Source organism: Burkholderia sp. BCC1638 (assembly GCF_902833195.1).
Classification (GTDB): domain Bacteria; phylum Pseudomonadota; class Gammaproteobacteria; order Burkholderiales; family Burkholderiaceae; genus Burkholderia; species Burkholderia diffusa.
Genome location: NZ_CADFEC010000013.1, coordinates 83,266 through 98,467, shown reverse-complemented (window position 1 = coordinate 98,467; position 15,202 = coordinate 83,266). Strand labels below are relative to the sequence as shown.

16 protein-coding genes are annotated in these 15,202 nt (G+C 66.4%); 10 read left to right on the top strand and 6 right to left on the bottom strand.

What is annotated here, in order from left to right; translation table 11 throughout:
• Positions 1-28: 28 nt before the first annotated feature.
• Both fliD and HWX22_RS17365 read right to left on the bottom strand, forming a co-directional pair.
• On the bottom strand, positions 29-1,462 hold the full coding sequence (gene fliD, locus HWX22_RS17370) for a flagellar filament capping protein FliD (RefSeq protein WP_059533509.1): 1,434 nt from the start codon (positions 1,460-1,462) through the stop codon (positions 29-31).
• Positions 1,463-1,646: 184 nt separating this feature from the next.
• The gene (locus tag HWX22_RS17365; RefSeq protein WP_175907747.1) at positions 1,647-2,465 is read right to left on the bottom strand and encodes a flagellin domain-containing protein; all 819 of its coding nucleotides are present in this window, start codon (positions 2,463-2,465) and stop codon (positions 1,647-1,649) included.
• A gap of 547 nt (positions 2,466-3,012) precedes the next feature.
• Here HWX22_RS17365 and rpsU point away from each other — a divergent pair.
• The gene (gene rpsU / locus HWX22_RS17360; protein WP_006401410.1) at positions 3,013-3,225 is read left to right on the top strand and encodes a 30S ribosomal protein S21; all 213 of its coding nucleotides are present in this window, start codon (positions 3,013-3,015) and stop codon (positions 3,223-3,225) included.
• A gap of 331 nt (positions 3,226-3,556) precedes the next feature.
• Here the strand turns inward: rpsU and HWX22_RS17355 are convergent, their stop codons facing one another.
• Positions 3,557-4,162: a DNA-3-methyladenine glycosylase I gene (locus HWX22_RS17355; RefSeq protein WP_059816493.1), complete on the bottom strand. Its 606-nt coding sequence runs from the start codon at positions 4,160-4,162 to the stop codon at positions 3,557-3,559.
• A 141-nt stretch (positions 4,163-4,303) separates the two neighbouring features.
• Here HWX22_RS17355 and HWX22_RS17350 point away from each other — a divergent pair, with 141 nt between their 5' ends.
• Positions 4,304-5,185, top strand: a complete 882-nt coding sequence (locus HWX22_RS17350) for a BadF/BadG/BcrA/BcrD ATPase family protein (RefSeq protein ID WP_059691528.1) — start codon at positions 4,304-4,306, stop codon at positions 5,183-5,185.
• Positions 5,186-5,338: 153 nt separating this feature from the next.
• The gene (locus HWX22_RS17345) at positions 5,339-6,172 is read left to right on the top strand and encodes a Cof-type HAD-IIB family hydrolase (RefSeq protein ID WP_059699644.1); all 834 of its coding nucleotides are present in this window, start codon (positions 5,339-5,341) and stop codon (positions 6,170-6,172) included.
• A 105-nt stretch (positions 6,173-6,277) separates the two neighbouring features.
• Here HWX22_RS17345 and aqpZ read toward each other — a convergent pair whose 3' ends face one another.
• Positions 6,278-7,018, bottom strand: a complete 741-nt coding sequence (gene aqpZ, locus HWX22_RS17340) for an aquaporin Z (RefSeq protein ID WP_059601946.1) — start codon at positions 7,016-7,018, stop codon at positions 6,278-6,280.
• 297 nt (positions 7,019-7,315) lie between these two features.
• Between aqpZ and HWX22_RS17335 the strand changes: the two genes are divergently transcribed.
• Complete coding sequence (locus tag HWX22_RS17335) at positions 7,316-7,612, top strand: H-NS histone family protein (protein ID WP_059533499.1); 297 nt, start codon at positions 7,316-7,318, stop codon at positions 7,610-7,612.
• A 110-nt stretch (positions 7,613-7,722) separates the two neighbouring features.
• Here the strand turns inward: HWX22_RS17335 and HWX22_RS17330 are convergent, their stop codons facing one another.
• Together HWX22_RS17330 and HWX22_RS17325 are read right to left on the bottom strand one after the other, a co-directional pair.
• The gene (locus tag HWX22_RS17330) at positions 7,723-8,787 is read right to left on the bottom strand and encodes a glycosyltransferase family 4 protein (RefSeq protein WP_175907742.1); all 1,065 of its coding nucleotides are present in this window, start codon (positions 8,785-8,787) and stop codon (positions 7,723-7,725) included.
• A 231-nt stretch (positions 8,788-9,018) separates the two neighbouring features.
• Entirely contained in the window at positions 9,019-9,414 is a 396-nt protein-coding gene (locus HWX22_RS17325; RefSeq protein WP_156437106.1) for a hypothetical protein, read from the bottom strand.
• A gap of 39 nt (positions 9,415-9,453) precedes the next feature.
• On the opposite strand from HWX22_RS17325, the gene flhD reads away from it, so the two are divergent.
• The 6 genes from flhD to cheA all read left to right on the top strand — a co-directional run bounded on the left by flhD (position 9,454) and on the right by cheA (position 15,186).
• Positions 9,454-9,774: a flagellar transcriptional regulator FlhD gene (gene flhD, locus HWX22_RS17320; protein WP_014895554.1), complete on the top strand. Its 321-nt coding sequence runs from the start codon at positions 9,454-9,456 to the stop codon at positions 9,772-9,774.
• A gap of 93 nt (positions 9,775-9,867) precedes the next feature.
• Entirely contained in the window at positions 9,868-10,422 is a 555-nt protein-coding gene (gene flhC / locus HWX22_RS17315) for a flagellar transcriptional regulator FlhC (RefSeq protein ID WP_059452623.1), read from the top strand.
• Between the two features lie 179 nt (positions 10,423-10,601).
• Positions 10,602-11,462, top strand: a complete 861-nt coding sequence (motA, locus tag HWX22_RS17310; protein ID WP_059452624.1) for a flagellar motor stator protein MotA — start codon at positions 10,602-10,604, stop codon at positions 11,460-11,462.
• A 13-nt stretch (positions 11,463-11,475) separates the two neighbouring features.
• On the top strand, positions 11,476-12,495 hold the full coding sequence (motB, locus tag HWX22_RS17305) for a flagellar motor protein MotB (RefSeq protein WP_059816508.1): 1,020 nt from the start codon (positions 11,476-11,478) through the stop codon (positions 12,493-12,495).
• A 24-nt stretch (positions 12,496-12,519) separates the two neighbouring features.
• The gene (locus HWX22_RS17300) at positions 12,520-12,897 is read left to right on the top strand and encodes a response regulator (protein ID WP_059533493.1); all 378 of its coding nucleotides are present in this window, start codon (positions 12,520-12,522) and stop codon (positions 12,895-12,897) included.
• Between the two features lie 33 nt (positions 12,898-12,930).
• Positions 12,931-15,186 carry a chemotaxis protein CheA gene (gene cheA, locus HWX22_RS17295; RefSeq protein ID WP_175916101.1) on the top strand — a complete coding sequence of 752 codons (2,256 nt, stop codon included), beginning with the start codon at positions 12,931-12,933 and terminating at the stop codon, positions 15,184-15,186.
• The last annotated feature ends 16 nt before the right edge of the window (positions 15,187-15,202 follow it).

Here is a 15,202-nt window from a genome sequence, read left to right as displayed (position 1 = left end):
TCGTGGGCGGCGGCCGGGTGCCGGTCCGTCACTTGTTGGTGGCGAGCGTGCCGGCGCTGCTCGCACCGCCGAACAGCTGCGTCAGGTACTGCTGGTTGTTCTGCATCTTCGTCATCAGCGTGTTGAGCGCGGTGAACTGCGCGTTGTACTGCGCCGTGAGCGAGGCCTGGTAGTTCTTCAGCTGCGTCGCCTGGTCCTGCAGATTCGACAGGTCCTTGTTCAGCGAGGCCGTGCGCTGGTCGATCAGGCCGCCCGTCTGCGAGTACGAATTCGCGAAGTTGTTCAGCGCGACCCCGACGCCGTTCGTCGAGTTGAAGATCGCCGAGACGGCCGAGCCGTTGGTCGTGAGTGCGGTCTGCAGCTTCGTGCTGTCGACCGTGAGCGTGCCGTCGGTGTTCAGGTTGATGCCGATCGACGACAGGCTGTAGGTCTTGCCGCCCGACGTGACGCCGCCGCTGAGCGCGGTCGCGAGGCCGTTCGTGATCGAGTTCAGCATCGCGTCGCCGAGCAGCGGGCCGGCCGTCGAGCCCGACGACGTGGTCGTGTACGACGACAGGCTCGATGCCGTCGTGACGAAGGTCGAGTACGCCTTCGCGAAATTGTTGATCGCCGTCGTGATGCCGGTCGTGTCCTGCGCGATCGTAAGCGTCTGTGTCGTGTTGACCGCGGCGGCCGTCAGGTTCAGCGTGACGCCGGTCAGCGCGTTGGAGATCTGGTTCGTCGCGCTCGTCACGGTGCTGCCGGCGATCGTGATGTTGGCGTCCGCGGCGGGCGTCACCGTGTTGTAGGTCGACTGCGTCGAGTCGAGCTTGCTGTTCAGGCCGGCGCCCGCGGTGATCGACACCGTGTTCGCCGCCCCGGTGTTGTTCGACGAGAGCACCAGATGCTGGCCGTCGGACGCGTTGATCACGGTGGCCGTCACGCCCGGGTTGTTCGAGGCCTTGTTGATGTTCGCGGCGATCGTCGCGAGCGTATCGGTCGACGAGACCGACAGCTGCATCGAGCCGGTGCCGACGCCGACGGTCAGCGTGCCGCTGCCGATCGTGTCGGACGACGTGAGCGCCGGCGAAGAAATCGAGTTGGCGGTCGCGACCGCGTTGACTTTCACCGCGTACGTGCCGGCCGCCGCGCCGCTCGCGGTGGTGGCGGTGAGGCCGGAGCCGCTGGCCGTCGCGGTCAGTGCCGACAGCGCCGTGCCGTCGGTGAGGCCCTTCAGCGCCGTTTGCAGCGCCGCGAGCTGCGACTTGATCTGCCCGATCGCGGACAGTTCGGTGTTGTCGGACGTTTGCTTGTTCGCGAGTGCGGTCGTTTGCGCGGCGGTCTTCGCGGTGACGAGCGCGGAGACGAGCGAATTGACGTCGAGCGACGACTTCGTCGAGCCGCTGATGAGGGACTGCGCAGCCTGCTGGAGCGCGGTGTTCAGGTCGCTGGAGGACGTGGTGGTGGTGGTCGTCGAGGTCATTCGGGTGCTCCGGTCCGCATCGCCGGACAGGTTCGGGCGAATCGCGCGTCGGTGTCGAACAAGCGCGCAACGGGAGGTGAGCCTCCCGGGTGCGCGATGAAAAGGCGCGGGCGCCGGACCCAGGTCGCGGCGCCCGTGCCGGCGGACGGCGCGTCGCGAGACGCGCGCCGCCGGTCGTGGGGTATTAACCCAGGAGCTTCAGGACTTGCTGCGGCAGCGAGTTCGCTTGTGCCAGCACCGAGATACCTGCTTGCTGCAGCACTTGCGCCTTGCTCAGGTTCGCCGTTTCCGTCGCGAAGTCCGCGTCGGTGATCTGCGAACGGGCTGCCGACATGTTGGTCGATTGCGTCTGCGTGTTCGTGATGGCCGACTGGAACGTGTTCTGCGTTGCGCCGAGCGTTGCCTGGAACGTGTTGACCTTCGTCAGCACTGCGTCGATCGAGCCCATCGCGGCTTGCGAATCCGTGACGCTCGAAACCGTCAGCGCGGAGAGGCCGAGGTTTGCCGAGTCCCAGCTCTGCGCGCCGAAGTTCGCTGCGATCGTCTGGCCGTTGATTGCGCCGATCTGGAAGCTGACCGTGCCCAGGCCTTGCAGGACGGATTGACCGTTGAACGTCGTTTGCGTTGCGACGCGCGAGATTTCCGTCAGACGGGTCGAGACTTCCGACTGCAGGTTTGCACGTGCGTTGGAGTCGAGCGAGCCGTCGCCTGCTTCAACTGCCAGCTGGCGGATACGTTGCAGGTTGTCGACGATCGACTGGAGCGCGCCGGCCGTCGTCTGGACCATCGAGATGCCGTTGTTCGCGTTCGACACGCCTTGGTTCAGCGCGTTGATCGCGGCCGTCTGGGTCGTCGCGATTGCGAGGCCCGCTGCGTCGTCTGCCGCGCTGTTCACGCGCTTGCCCGACGACAGGCGGTTGATCGCTTGCGACAGCGCGTTTTGCGAGCCCGACAGATTCGTCTGCGTCGACAGCGAAAGGATGTTGGTGTTGATGTTCAGCATTTGCTTCCTCGTTTTGGAAAATGCCTGAGTACAGACAGGATCAGGTTCGTTTTCGGCGTTGCGCTTTATCGCGAGTGGCGCTGCCCGCCTTTCCTGGTTGACGGCGGCACCCGGCGAAAACTTTAGAGGGATGTGTGAGGAAAATCGGGACGGAAGCATGCCGCTGCCGTGAAGTCCACGCCTGGTATGGCTGGCAGCGATTTTGGCGGGGTTGCGCGACGGTCTCGTTGGACGGTGTATGCGGCCGCGCCGCGCGGGGCGGCGAAGCGGGATCGACAAAAGGATAGTTTTGTCTGTGATTTCCTGATATGATGGCGGGCTGAATTGAGATTTTCTGTCAAGCCTGTGCCGTCTCGGCACTCTTGCTGGCAGTCAAACGCGGCGCTGCACGCGGCTTGTGAAGCGTACTCGCGGTGCTTTGTGCCTCTCTTTTCCGGCCTCCGAGGCCGTATTTCCGCTCGTTTCGCCTGTTGTGGGGACGCCCGGATGGCCGGTGCGTGGCGCTTGGCCGCTACGTTTTTGACCGTTTAAGCAATTTAGGAACGACATGACGACGATTCTTCTGAAAGAAAACGAGCCGTTCGAAGTGGCGATTCGCCGCTTTCGCCGTGCTATCGAAAAAAATGGCCTGATCGCTGAACTGCGCGAACGCCAGTCCTACGAAAAGCCGACCGCAGTCCGCAAGCGCAAGAAGGCAGCAGCCGTCAAGCGCCTGCACAAGCGCCTGCGCAGCCAGATGCTGCCGAAGAAGCTCCACTAAGAGCATCTACGGTTCGCCGCGAAACGGCGGAGCGTGCTTCGAAAGAAGCCGCTCCGCCGTTTTGCTTTTCGGGCCGGAAAATCGGCTTCGATCTCGGGAATCAAGCCTTGGCGGGGTGGCCGCCTGGTGGCGACGCGGCGGGGTCGACGGATTGCCGGGCGGTCTCGGGCCGCCGCGGGGTTCGTTCCGAAGTCGTTCATCGCGGCGCTCAGCGTCGGCGTGACGCGATCGGCATCTGTTAAAAGAAGCGCAGCACGTGCGTGCGGGCCACGCACGACGCGATGACGTATCGATGCACCAACCCGGCCCGCCAGGCGGGGCTGCGTCGCCGTCAGCCTGCCTTGCGGCGCCGTGCCGGCTGCTGCTTGCCGCCGAGCGCCGCGCATTTGGCGTGACACGGGCAGCCGGTCTCGTGGTCGTTGACCATCCCGGTTGCCTGCATCAGCGCGTAGCAGATCGTCGAGCCGACGAACTTGCAGCCGTATTCCTTCAGCGCCTTGCTGAGCGCATCGGACTCGGCGGTCGATGCGGGCGCGTCGCGATACGACTGCCACGCGTTCTGCACCGGCGTATGGTCGACGAACGACCACAGGAATTGCGCGAGCGACCCGTGGTCGTCGCGAATGCGCTGCACGGCCCGGGCATTGGTCACCGCGGACTCCACCTTCGCGCGATTGCGCACGATGCCCGGATTTTCGAGCAGCTTCTCGATGTGCTTCGGCGTGAAGCGCGCGACCGCGTCGACATCGAACTCGGCGAACGCCTCGCGATAGCCGGCACGCTTGTTCAGGATCGTCGACCACGACAGCCCCGCCTGCGCGCCTTCCAGAATCAACATTTCGAACAGATGGCGATCGTCATGCGACGGCACGCCCCACTCGGTATCGTGATAGTGAGCATCCGCTTCCGTCCTTACCCAGTTGCACCGCTGCGACATCGTCAGCCTCGTTCCAGAGTCGATTCGATCGTGCCAGCATAGCGGAAGGCCCATTCACGGCATAGCTGGCCGAACGGCAGATGGGCGCGCGGCGCCGATCCGGTTAAGCTTGGCGCCTGTTCGAATCAGCAGGATCAACGCATGACGGCACTACTTTTTGCGATCGGCATCGACGGCGGCGGCACCGGCACCCGTGCGGTACTGGCCGACCGGCACGGGCGCGAGCTCGCGCAGGGGCGCGGCGGCCCGTCGGGGCTCGGCCTCGGCATCGAGCGCGCGTGGGCATCGATCGGCGCGGCCTGCGCCGACGCCTTCACGCGGGCCGGCCTCGCGTTCGACTGGTCGCAATGCGCGCTCGGTTGCGGGCTCGCGGGCGTCAACAACGCCGCGTGGCTCGCCGCGTTCCGTGCGCAGGCGCCGCTCGACGCGCTCGCGATCGAGAGCGACGCGTATACGACCGTCGTCGGCGCGCACGGCGGCGCGCCGGGGCTCATCGTCGCGCTCGGCACCGGCAGCATCGCGGCGGCGCTCGACGCGGCGGGCGACTGCCGCATCGCGGGCGGCTTCGGTTTTCCGTCCGGCGACGAGGCGAGCGGTGCGTGGCTCGGCATGCGCGCGCTTGCATACGCGCAGCAGGCGCTCGACGGCCGCGTGCCGCGCGACGCGTTCGCCGGCGCGCTGCTCGCGGAAACGGGCGTGCACGATCGAGACGCACTCGTCCAGTGGTCGTGCGATGCGAACCAGACGATCTACGCGCGCCTCGCGCCGATCGTGTTCGCGCACCGCGACCATCCTTGTGCGGCGGCGCTGATCGCGCAGGCCGGCGAAGAGATCGGCAAGATGATCGACGCGCTTGATCCGCGGCAGGCGCTGCCGGTCGCGCTGTGCGGCGGGCTGGCCGACGCGCTGGCGCCGGCCGTGCCGGCGCGCCACGCGGCCCGGCTGCGCGCGCCGCTCGACGATTCCGCGCACGGCGCGTTGCGGCTTGCGTTGCAGGCATTGAGGGCAGCCGAAGCGGGGTGAGCGGTTCAAATGGGCGGCGTGCGGTGAGTGGTGAGCCGGCCGGGCAGGCCGAACGGCCCGAAACCGGCCCGTTCCCCAACCGCCCGGCGGCCCCCTGGGCACGACGTTAAAATGGCGGTTCCGCAGCGTCCTGCGCGCCATTCACCCGTCCCCATGTACAAAGTCATCGCCACCGATCTCGACGGCACCCTGCTGAACAGCGACCACCAGCTCGATCCGTACACGATCGAGACCGTCCGCCGGCTCGACCGCGACGGCCTGCAATTCGTGATCGCGACGGGGCGCCACTATGCGGACGTCGCTGGCATCCGCGACGTGCTGGGCATCCGGCCGTACCTGATCACGTCGAACGGCGCGCGCGTGCATGCGCCGGACGACACGGCGATCCACGCGCAGGACATCGATCCCGCGATCGTCCGCGGCCTCGTGCAGCCGGGCGTGACCGGCGCGCACGGGCGCGTGATCGTCAACCTGTTCACCGACCGCGGCTGGCTGATCGACCGCGACGCGCCGCACCTGCTCGAATTCCACCAGGATTCGGGATTCCGGTACGACGTGATCGACATGTCCGCGCACGACGGCGCTGATATCGCGAAGGTGCTGTATATCGGCGAGCCGGCCGATCTGGCGGTGGTCGCCGAGCAGATGCGCGTGCGGTTCGGCGATGCGCTGTACGTCACGTATTCGCTGCCCGACTGTCTCGAAGTGATGACCGCCAACGTGTCGAAGGGCCGCGCGCTGCGTGCGGTGCTCGCGCGGCTCGGCGTCGACGCCGGCCACTGCATCGCGTTCGGCGACAACATGAACGACATCGACCTGCTCGAAACGGCCGGTCACGCGTTCATGATGAACAACGCGAACCCCGACCTGATCGCGCACCTGCCGCACATCCCGCGGATCGGCAACAACTTCGACGCGGGCGTCGCCCGCCACCTGCGCACGCTGTTCGCGCTCGAGGACACCCTCGACGGCGTCGCCGCTTCCTGAGCGGCCATGAAAAACGGGCGCCAGCGGCGCCCGTCCAAATTACCTGCCTCTATGTTGTTCGACAGCGTGAGGCTCGCTGCTCTGCTCGCGTGACCCCGTAGCGTTTTATTCGTTGGTGCGAGCGGATGCGGGCAGCAGGCCGACGGCATCGTCGCGCCCGGCGATGAGCGGATAGACGATCCCCGCGATTGCCGCACCGATGATCGGCGCGACCCAGAACAGCCACAGCTGGCCGATCGCCTCGCCGCCCACGAACAGCGCCGGGCCGGTCGAGCGGGCCGGGTTCACCGACGTGTTGGTGACCGGGATGGAGATCAGGTGAATCAACGTCAGGCACAGGCCGATCGCGATCGGCGCGAAGCCGGCAGGCGCGCGCTTGTCGGTGGCGCCGAGAATCACGAACAGGAAGAAGCCCGTCATCACGACTTCGCAGATGAACGCCGCGCCGAGCGAGTAATGGCCGGGCGAGCGCTCGCCGAAGCCGTTCGTCGCAAAGCCGCTGCCGACGACGTCGAAGCCCGGCTTGCCGGTCGCGATCAGGTAAAGCACGAACGCACCCAGCGTGGCGCCGACCACCTGCGCGACGATGTACGGCGCGAGATCGCGCGCCGGGAAGCGGCCGGCGACCGTCAGGCCGACGCTCACCGCCGGATTCAGGTGGCAGCCCGAAATATGGCCGATCGCGAACGCCATCGTCAGCACGGTCAGGCCGAAGGCGAGTGCGACGCCGGCAAAGCCGATGCCGAGGCCCGGAAAGGCGGCGGCCAGCACGGCGCTTCCGCACCCGCCGAGCACCAGCCAGAACGTGCCGAATACCTCTGCAGCCAGACGCTGAGAAAGATTCATGTAAGGACCTCGTTCAAGTGGGTTGAAGACAAACGGGCGACCGGATGATTTATTCCGACGCCGGAATTGGTCTGGATTATAGGAAATGAATCGGCTTCGGGAGGGTCAACGATTGTTAAATTTGAATGGCCGGCGAATGGCTTTTATTAGAATAAGTCCGCATTCTCGATATCGACGAATCGGTTAAAGATGACAGCATTAAATTCGAAGAGCAGGGCGGCAGTACGATGACGTAACGGATGTTGGCGTTCCGGCCGGACTCGCTGGAGCCGCATCATGGAAAAGGGGAGTCGAAAAATGTCTCAATACGCGAAACTCAAGGCGCAGATCGCCGAGTTGCAGGCCCAGGCGGACGACGTGCGTCGCCAGGAAGTGGCGACGGTGATCGCCGACGTCCAGCGAATGATTGCCGAATATGGCCTGACGGCCGAGGACCTGGGCTTCGCGGAGCGAGCGCGGCGCGGCCGTCCGCCGAAAAAGGCGCCGCTGCCCCCGAAATACCGCGACCCGAAGTCGGGCGCAACCTGGAGCGGGCGCGGCAAGCCGCCGAATTGGATCGTCGGGAAAAACCGCGATCGTTTCCTGATCGAATGACCGCGCAAAAAGAAAGAGCCGCATCGTCGATGCGGCTCTTTGGCGTCTTCGGGATTTTCGCGCCGATTTCGGCGCGAATTTCACCGGATATTTCCTGACGAATTTCGGCGTCAGGCGCCCGCGACCTGACGCAAGACCGGCCGTTTTGCCGCCGTGCAAAGCGATTCGTAAGTTTCGACATAACGCCGCGCCATCGCTTTCGAGCTGAAGCGCGTATCGAAACGTGCGCGGATCGCGTCGCGCGACAGGCTGTCGATCCGGTGCAGCGCACCGACGGCGCCCTGCACGTCCTCGACGATGAAGCCGGTTACGCCGTCCTCGATCACTTCCGGCACCGAGCCGCGGTTGAACGCGACGACCGGTGTGCCGCAGGCCATCGCCTCGATCATCACCAGGCCGAACGGCTCCGGCCAGTCGATCGGGAACAGCAGCGCCTTCGCGCCGGACAGGAACGCCGGCTTCTGTGCCTCGTTGATCTCGCCGATGAATTCGACGTGCGCCTCGCCGAGCAGCGGCTCGATCACTTCCTTGAAGTAATCGGCGTCGGCCTTGTCGACCTTCGCGGCGATCTTCAGCGGCAGCCCGCTTTGCGCGGCGATCCGGATCGCGGTGTCGACTCGCTTTTCGGGGCAGATCCGGCCGAGGAAGGCGAGGTATTCGGGCTTCACGTCCGGTTGCGGCGTGAGCAGCGTGTCGGGCAGCCCGTGATACACGGTGCCGGCCCATGCGGCCTGCGGCAGCGGCTTGCGCTGGTTGTTCGAGATCGATACGACCGGCGCGTCCGGGAAGGCGTCGAACACCGGCTGCAGCTCCGGCAGGTCGAGGCGGCCGTGCAGCGTCGTCACGTAAGGCGTATCGAGGCGCGACATCAGCGAGAACGGCATGTAGTCGAGGTGGAAGTGCAGCACGTCGAATTCATGCGCGACACGGGCGACCTGTTCGATCAGGCGCATATGGGGCGCCATCGAGTCGCGTATCGACGGGTCGAGCCGCAGTGCGCGCGGCCATGCCGCCTCGAGACGGGCGGACGTGACGGAGTCGCCGCTCGCGAACAGCGTCACGTCGTGGCCAAGCTCGACGAGCGCCTCGGTGAGGTAGGACACGACACGCTCGGTGCCGCCATAGAGTTTCGGCGGGACAGCTTCGTAAAGCGGCGCGATCTGGGCAATACGCATGGGCGTTCTCCGGTGTCGACCAGCGCGGGGCGCTCGAGTGCGCATGCTGGTCCGATGCAGGGTTGCGGAACTCGCCGACGCACGCGCTCTGCGGTACGTGGCCCGGTCCGGGGCGCGGTGCGCGGGAGGCCGGGCGGCAAGCTGCGGGGCGGGCCGGCACGGCTCCCGCCGCCGCCCATTGGAGTCCATTATCGATATCGCCTTCAGGGGTTCGAGTGTTTTTTCAAACACTTAAGGCTTGTTACACCATGAAATACGCGAAAACCCCGATAAAAAGGGTGCGGAAACATAAAGCGATATGGCAACGAGAATTGTTGCGCTATCGTGAAAAACCACTATAATTTTTACCGATTCACTTTCCGGCAGCCTTGTCGGAAGGCCTCCAGCCGGATTTGTCCCATGCGGTACCGCATCGTCGACGAATTCGCGCGTCACTCGCCCCGCCGTTTGTTCCCTTTCAATTCGCTTTGTCGGAAAAATTCCTACACGGTTTACAGACAAATCCTGCGCGGCATACGCCACTTCGCTGATACCGACATAAATCCCGTTTGGCCAAAATTCGCCCTGTAAGACTATAAACGTGCCGACGGTGCGCCCAGCGCGGCCTGATCGAGCAAACGTTTTCATAACACGAAAGGCCAAAGCAAAGCTCTTAACGGGGGAATCATGAGCGCCACCAGCGAAATGCTCAGTGAGATCAAAGAGGTCAACCTGTCGTACCTCCTCCTCGCGCAGCGCCTGCTGCGGGAAGACAAAGCGATGGGCATGTTCCGCATGGGCGTATCCCAGGAACTGGCCGACGTGCTCGCGAACCTCACGCTCGCCCAGACCGTGAAGCTCGCCGCATCGAACCAGATGTTGTGCCGCTTCCGCTTCGACGATCACGCGTTGCTGTCGTCGCTCGCCGACAAGGGGCGCAGCGATGTCGTCACGCACGCGCATTCGGCCATCCTGATGGCCGGCCAGCCGGTCGAAAGCGTCCGCTGATCCTTCCCGCCTTGCGTTCGTCCCGGCGCGCCGCGCCGGCAGGCGGCGCTTTGGCCACTCATCCGAACAACGTCAAGCGGACGGTTATTCACCATGGCAAGCAAAAGCGTCGTGATCGAGGTGAAGGAAATCACCCTCGCCATCGAACTGATCGAACTGGGCGCCCGGCTGCAGCTGCTGGAGGCGGAGACGAGCCTGTCGCGCGATCGCCTGATCAAGCTGTACAAGGAGCTGAAGGGCGCGTCGCCGCCGAAGGGGATGCTGCCGTTCTCGACCGACTGGTTCATGACGTGGCAGCCGAACATCCACTCGTCGCTGTTCTACAACATCTACCGGTTCATGCAGGATCACGGCCGCTGCGAGCCGATCCAGTCGATCGTGAAGGCGTACCGGCTCTATCTGGAGCACGTGAACCTGTCCGGCGACGAGGCCGCGCTGAGCCTCACGCGCGCGTGGACGCTGGTGCGCTTCTTCGACTCGGGGATGCTGCAGATGACCCCGTGCACGCGTTGCGGCGGCCATTTCGTCGCGCATGCGCATGATCCGCATCAAGGTTTCGTGTGCGGCCTCTGCCAGCCGCCGTCGCGCGCGGGCAAGACCCGCAAGGCCGCCGCCGCGCGCGCCGAGCTGTCCGCCGCCGCGGCCTGAGCGCCTTCGGGCGGGGCGCGAGCGGACGCCGGACGGCCGCCGCGCGCCGCGCGAACCGGCCGGGGCTTGCTGGTAAACACCGCCGCGCCGCCGCGGCGCGGCCGCGAAAGTTTTCCTGCCGACTGCCGTAAACCTGATTAACGGCGGTCTCCCCGCCGGTCATTCGTGAGGGACAGGCAGTGCTGATTATCGTGGGAACACTCGTGACGCTGTTGTCCGTCTTCGGCGGTTACGCGCTGGCAGGCGGGCATCTGGGCGCATTGATCCAGCCGGTCGAGATCCTGATGATCGCGGGCGCGGGCGTCGGCGCGTTCATCCTCGGCAACGGCATGAAGACCATCAAGGGGACGCTGCGTGTGCTGCCGACGCTCTTCAAGGGCTCGAAGTACACCAAGGACGTCTATATGGAGCTGATGGCGCTCCTGTACGTGCTGCTCGCCAAGGCGCGCAAGGAAGGCACGCTGACGCTCGAGGCCGACATCGACGATCCGGACAAGAGCCCGATCTTTACGCAATACCCGAAGATCCTCGCCGATCGCCACATCGTCGAATTCCTGACCGATTACCTGCGCCTGATGGTGGGCGGCAACATGAACGCGTTCGAGATCGAGAGCCTGATGGACGAGGAGATCGAGACGCACCACGCCGAAGGCGAGGGCCCGGCGCACGCGCTGATGCGCGTCGGCGACGCGATGCCGGCGTTCGGGATCGTCGCGGCCGTGATGGGCGTCGTCCACACGATGGCATCCGCCGACAAGCCGCCCGCGGTGCTCGGCGCGATGATCGCGCAGGCGCTGGTCGGCACGTTCCTCGGGATCCTGCTGTCGTACGGGCTGATCGGGCCGCTCGCGAGCCTCGCGGAGCAGCGCGTGGCCGAGTCGACCAAGATGTTCCAGTGCATCAAGGTGACGATCCTCGCGAGCCTGAACGGCTATGCGCCGGCGATCGCGGTCGAATTCGGCCGCAAGGTGCTGTTCTCGACCGAGCGGCCGTCGTTCACCGAGCTCGAAGAGCACGTGCGCCGCGTGAAGGCGAAGTGACGCGGAGCGTTCGATGAGCAAGAACAAGGATCGCGCGATCGTCGTGAAACGGGTGGCCCCGCAGAAGAAGGGCCACCACGGCGGCGCATGGAAGCTCGCCTATGCGGACTTCATGACCGCGATGATGGCGTTCTTCCTGCTGATGTGGCTGCTGAGCTCGGTCACGCCGGTGCAGCTGAAGGGGATCGCCGAGTACTTCAACACGCCGCTGAAGGCTGCGCTGTTCGGCAGCGGCGATCGCAGCTCGCAGGACTCGAGCATCATCAACGGCGGCGGCCGCGACCTGTCGAGCCTCGACGCCGGCACGCTGCGCCGCACCGACGGCACGACGTCGCTCGCCGACCGCGTCGCGAAGGCCGGCGACGACAAGACGCGCTCGCAGGCGCAGGGCGCGCAGGACCGGCTCGAGCAGACGCGCCTGCACGACCTGCAGATCAAGCTGATGGCGGCGATCGAGGCGAACCCGACGCTGCGCCAGTTCAAGCAGCAGATCCGCATCGATTCGACGCTGATGGGGCTGCGCATCGAGATCGTCGATACGCAGAAGCGGCCGATGTTCGCGATGTCGAGCGACCACGTCGAGCCGTACATGCGCGACATCCTGCGCGAGATCGGCAAGACGCTGAACGACGTGCCGAACCGGATCATCGTCCAGGGCCACACCGACGCGGTGCCGTACGCGGGCGGCGAGGGCGGCTACAGCAACTGGGAGCTGTCGGCCGACCGCGCGAACGCGTCGCGCCGCGAGCTGATCGCGGGCGGCATGGACGAGGCGAAGGTGCTGCGCGTGCTCGGCCTCGCGTCGACGCAGAATCTGAACAAGGCCGATCCGCTCGATCCGGAAAACCGCCGGATCAGCGTGATCGTGCTGAATCGCAAATCCGAAGACGCGCTGATGCGCGACGACGCGACGACCACGACGCTGTCGGCCGACGCGGCGGGCTCGAAGCTGCTGGCCCAGCAGCTCGGCGGCCCGGCGCCGGCCGCGCGACCGATGCTCGCGAGCGCCGTCGCCGTGGCGCCGAAACCCTGACGTTTCCCAGATTTCGAGACAGACATGATCCGAACCATTCTCGCCATCGACGACTCGGCGACCATGCGCGCGCTGCTGCAGGCGACGCTGGCGCAGGCCGGCTACGACGTGACGGTGGCGCCGGACGGCGAAGCCGGCTTCGACATGGCGGCCACCGTGCCGTACGACCTGGTGCTGACCGACCAGAACATGCCGCGCAAGAACGGGCTCGAGGTGATCGCCTCGCTGCGCAAGCTGACGGCATACGCGGACACGCCGATCCTCGTGCTGACCACCGAAGGCAGCGATGCCTTCAAGGACGCCGCGCGCGACGCGGGCGCGACCGGCTGGATCGAAAAGCCGATCGACCCGGCCGTGCTGATCGACCTGGTCGCGACGCTGTCCGAGCAGACCGCCTCCTGACATGTACGCGAAGAATTCAACCGGTGACCGGGCATGACTCTCGACATCACGCAGTTCTACCAGACCTTTTTCGACGAAGCGGACGAGTTGCTCGCGCAGATGGAGCAGCTGCTGCTGAACCTCGACGTCGGCTCGCCCGACCCCGAGGACCTGGCCGCGATCTTCCGCGCCGCGCATTCGATCAAGGGCGGCGCGGCGACCTTCGGCTTTTCCGCGCTGACCGAGACGACCCACATCCTCGAGTCGCTGCTCGACCGCGCGCGCAACCATGAGCTGACGCTGACCAAGGAAATGGTCGACGCGTTCCTCGAGACCAAGGACGTGCTGTCCGACCAGCTGGTCGACTATCGCGCCAGCGCGGAACCGGACGCGGCGGCTGCCGCGACGATCTGCGCGAAGCTCGAACGCCTGAAGGCCGAGAGCGGCGCGGGCGCGCCCGCGGACGCGGACGTCGCGCCGGCCGTGCCGGCCGCGCCGGCCGCGCCGGCCGAGGCCGCCGCACCGGCGCCGGCGCCCGTCGCCGACGACCGCGCGCCCGATCACGTGGTCGAACAGGCCGTCGCGGCCGCGCATCCGGCGGACAACGCCGGCGCGGGCGGCCCGCACCTGAAGATCACGCTCGTCGGCGTCGACGCGAAGGACCAGGCGCTGCTCACCGAGGAACTCGGCAATCTCGGCCGGATCGTCGGCCGCGAGGAAGCGGGCGCGGACCTGACGCTGTGGCTCGAATCGGACGTGCCGTCCGACGACATCGTCGCCGTGTGCTGCTTCGTGATCGACGACAGCCAAATCCGCATCGCGCGCGGCACCGCGCCGGCCGCACCGGCGGCGCCTGCCGCCGCGCCGGCCGCGCTCGAACCGGCCGCCGCGCCGGAGCCGGCCGCACGCGTCGAAGTATTCGCGCAAGCCGCCGGTGCCGCGCCGGCCGCCGCCGTGCCGCAAGCGCCGGCGCAGCCAGGCGCCGCCGCGCAACCGGCGCCGCAAGCGGCCCCGCAACCGCACGCCGAAGCCGCCGCGCCGGCTGCCCACGCCGCCGCCCACCACGACGACAAGCGTCCGCGCCCGGCCGCCGCCGCATCGGGCGCCGAAGGCAGCTCGATCCGCGTCGGCGTCGAGAAGGTCGACCAGTTGATCAACCTGGTCGGCGAACTCGTGATCACGCAGGCGATGCTCGCGGAAACGGCGAGCGCGTTCGATCCGGCGCTGCACGACCGCCTCTTCAACGGGATGGCACAACTGGAACGCAACGCGCGCGACCTGCAGGAAGCGGTGATGTCGATCCGCATGATGCCGATGGACTACGTGTTCAGCCGCTTCCCGCGCCTCGTGCGCGACCTGGCCGGCAAGCTCGGCAAGCAGGTCGAACTCGTCACGTTCGGCCAGGCGACCGAGCTCGACAAGAGCCTGATCGAGCGGATCATCGACCCGCTCACCCACCTCGTGCGCAACAGCCTCGACCACGGGATCGAGACCGTCGACAAACGCGTCGCCGCCGGCAAGGACTCGGTCGGCCAGCTCGTGCTGTCGGCCGCGCATCACGGCGGCAACATCGTGATCGAGGTCAGCGACGACGGCGGCGGCCTGAACCGCGAGCGGATTCTCGCGAAGGCCGCGAAGCAGGGCATGCAGATTCCCGACACCATCAGCGACGACGAAGTCTGGCAACTGATCTTCGCGCCGGGCTTCTCGACCGCCGAGACGGTGACCGACGTGTCGGGCCGCGGCGTCGGGATGGACGTCGTGAAGCGCAACATCCAGTCGATGGGCGGCCACGTCGAGATCAGCTCGCAGGCCGGCCGCGGCACGACCACGCGGATCGTGCTGCCGCTCACGCTCGCGATTCTCGACGGGATGTCGGTGAAGGTCGGCACGGAGATCTTCATCCTGCCGCTGAACTTCGTGATGGAGTCGCTGCAGCCGTCGAACGACGACATCTACACGGTCGGCAACGGCGAGCGCGTGGTGCGCGTGCGCGGCGAATACCTGCCGCTCGTCGCGCTGCACGAGGTGTTCTCGGTCGAGGACGCGCGCACCGATCCGACCCAGGGGATCGTCACGATCATGGAAACCGAGGGGCGCCGCTTCGCGATGCTCATCGACGAGCTGGTCGGCCAGCAGCAGGTGGTGGTGAAGAACCTCGAAACGAATTACCGCAAGGTGCACGGCATCTCGGCGGCGACCATCCTCGGCGACGGCAGCGTCGCGCTGATCGTCGACGTCGCGGCGCTGAACCGCGAAACCCGTGCGATGCACGGCGCCCGTGCCGGCGCCGAGCTCGCGATGATCTGATGTCTCTCGCCATTCA

Bases quoted from the DNA above. Each gene is read 5' to 3' on its own strand.
- cheA (WP_175916101.1), top strand. From the start codon at position 12,931: ATGACTCTCGACATCACGCAGTTCTACCAGACCTTTTTCGACGAAGCG.
- HWX22_RS17325 (WP_156437106.1), bottom strand. From the start codon at position 9,414: ATGAAAACGTTTGCTCGATCAGGCCGCGCTGGGCGCACCGTCGGCACG.
- HWX22_RS17365 (WP_175907747.1), bottom strand. From the start codon at position 2,465: ATGCTGAACATCAACACCAACATCCTTTCGCTGTCGACGCAGACGAAT.
- fliD (WP_059533509.1), bottom strand. From the start codon at position 1,462: ATGACCTCGACGACCACCACCACCACGTCCTCCAGCGACCTGAACACC.
- motB (WP_059816508.1), top strand. From the start codon at position 11,476: ATGAGCAAGAACAAGGATCGCGCGATCGTCGTGAAACGGGTGGCCCCG.
- flhD (WP_014895554.1), top strand. From the start codon at position 9,454: ATGAGCGCCACCAGCGAAATGCTCAGTGAGATCAAAGAGGTCAACCTG.
- HWX22_RS17355 (WP_059816493.1), bottom strand. From the start codon at position 4,162: ATGTCGCAGCGGTGCAACTGGGTAAGGACGGAAGCGGATGCTCACTAT.
- flhC (WP_059452623.1), top strand. From the start codon at position 9,868: ATGGCAAGCAAAAGCGTCGTGATCGAGGTGAAGGAAATCACCCTCGCC.
- aqpZ (WP_059601946.1), bottom strand. From the start codon at position 7,018: ATGAATCTTTCTCAGCGTCTGGCTGCAGAGGTATTCGGCACGTTCTGG.
- HWX22_RS17300 (WP_059533493.1), top strand. From the start codon at position 12,520: ATGATCCGAACCATTCTCGCCATCGACGACTCGGCGACCATGCGCGCG.
- rpsU (WP_006401410.1), top strand. From the start codon at position 3,013: ATGACGACGATTCTTCTGAAAGAAAACGAGCCGTTCGAAGTGGCGATT.
- HWX22_RS17345 (WP_059699644.1), top strand. From the start codon at position 5,339: ATGTACAAAGTCATCGCCACCGATCTCGACGGCACCCTGCTGAACAGC.
- HWX22_RS17350 (WP_059691528.1), top strand. From the start codon at position 4,304: ATGACGGCACTACTTTTTGCGATCGGCATCGACGGCGGCGGCACCGGC.
- HWX22_RS17335 (WP_059533499.1), top strand. From the start codon at position 7,316: ATGTCTCAATACGCGAAACTCAAGGCGCAGATCGCCGAGTTGCAGGCC.
- HWX22_RS17330 (WP_175907742.1), bottom strand. From the start codon at position 8,787: ATGCGTATTGCCCAGATCGCGCCGCTTTACGAAGCTGTCCCGCCGAAA.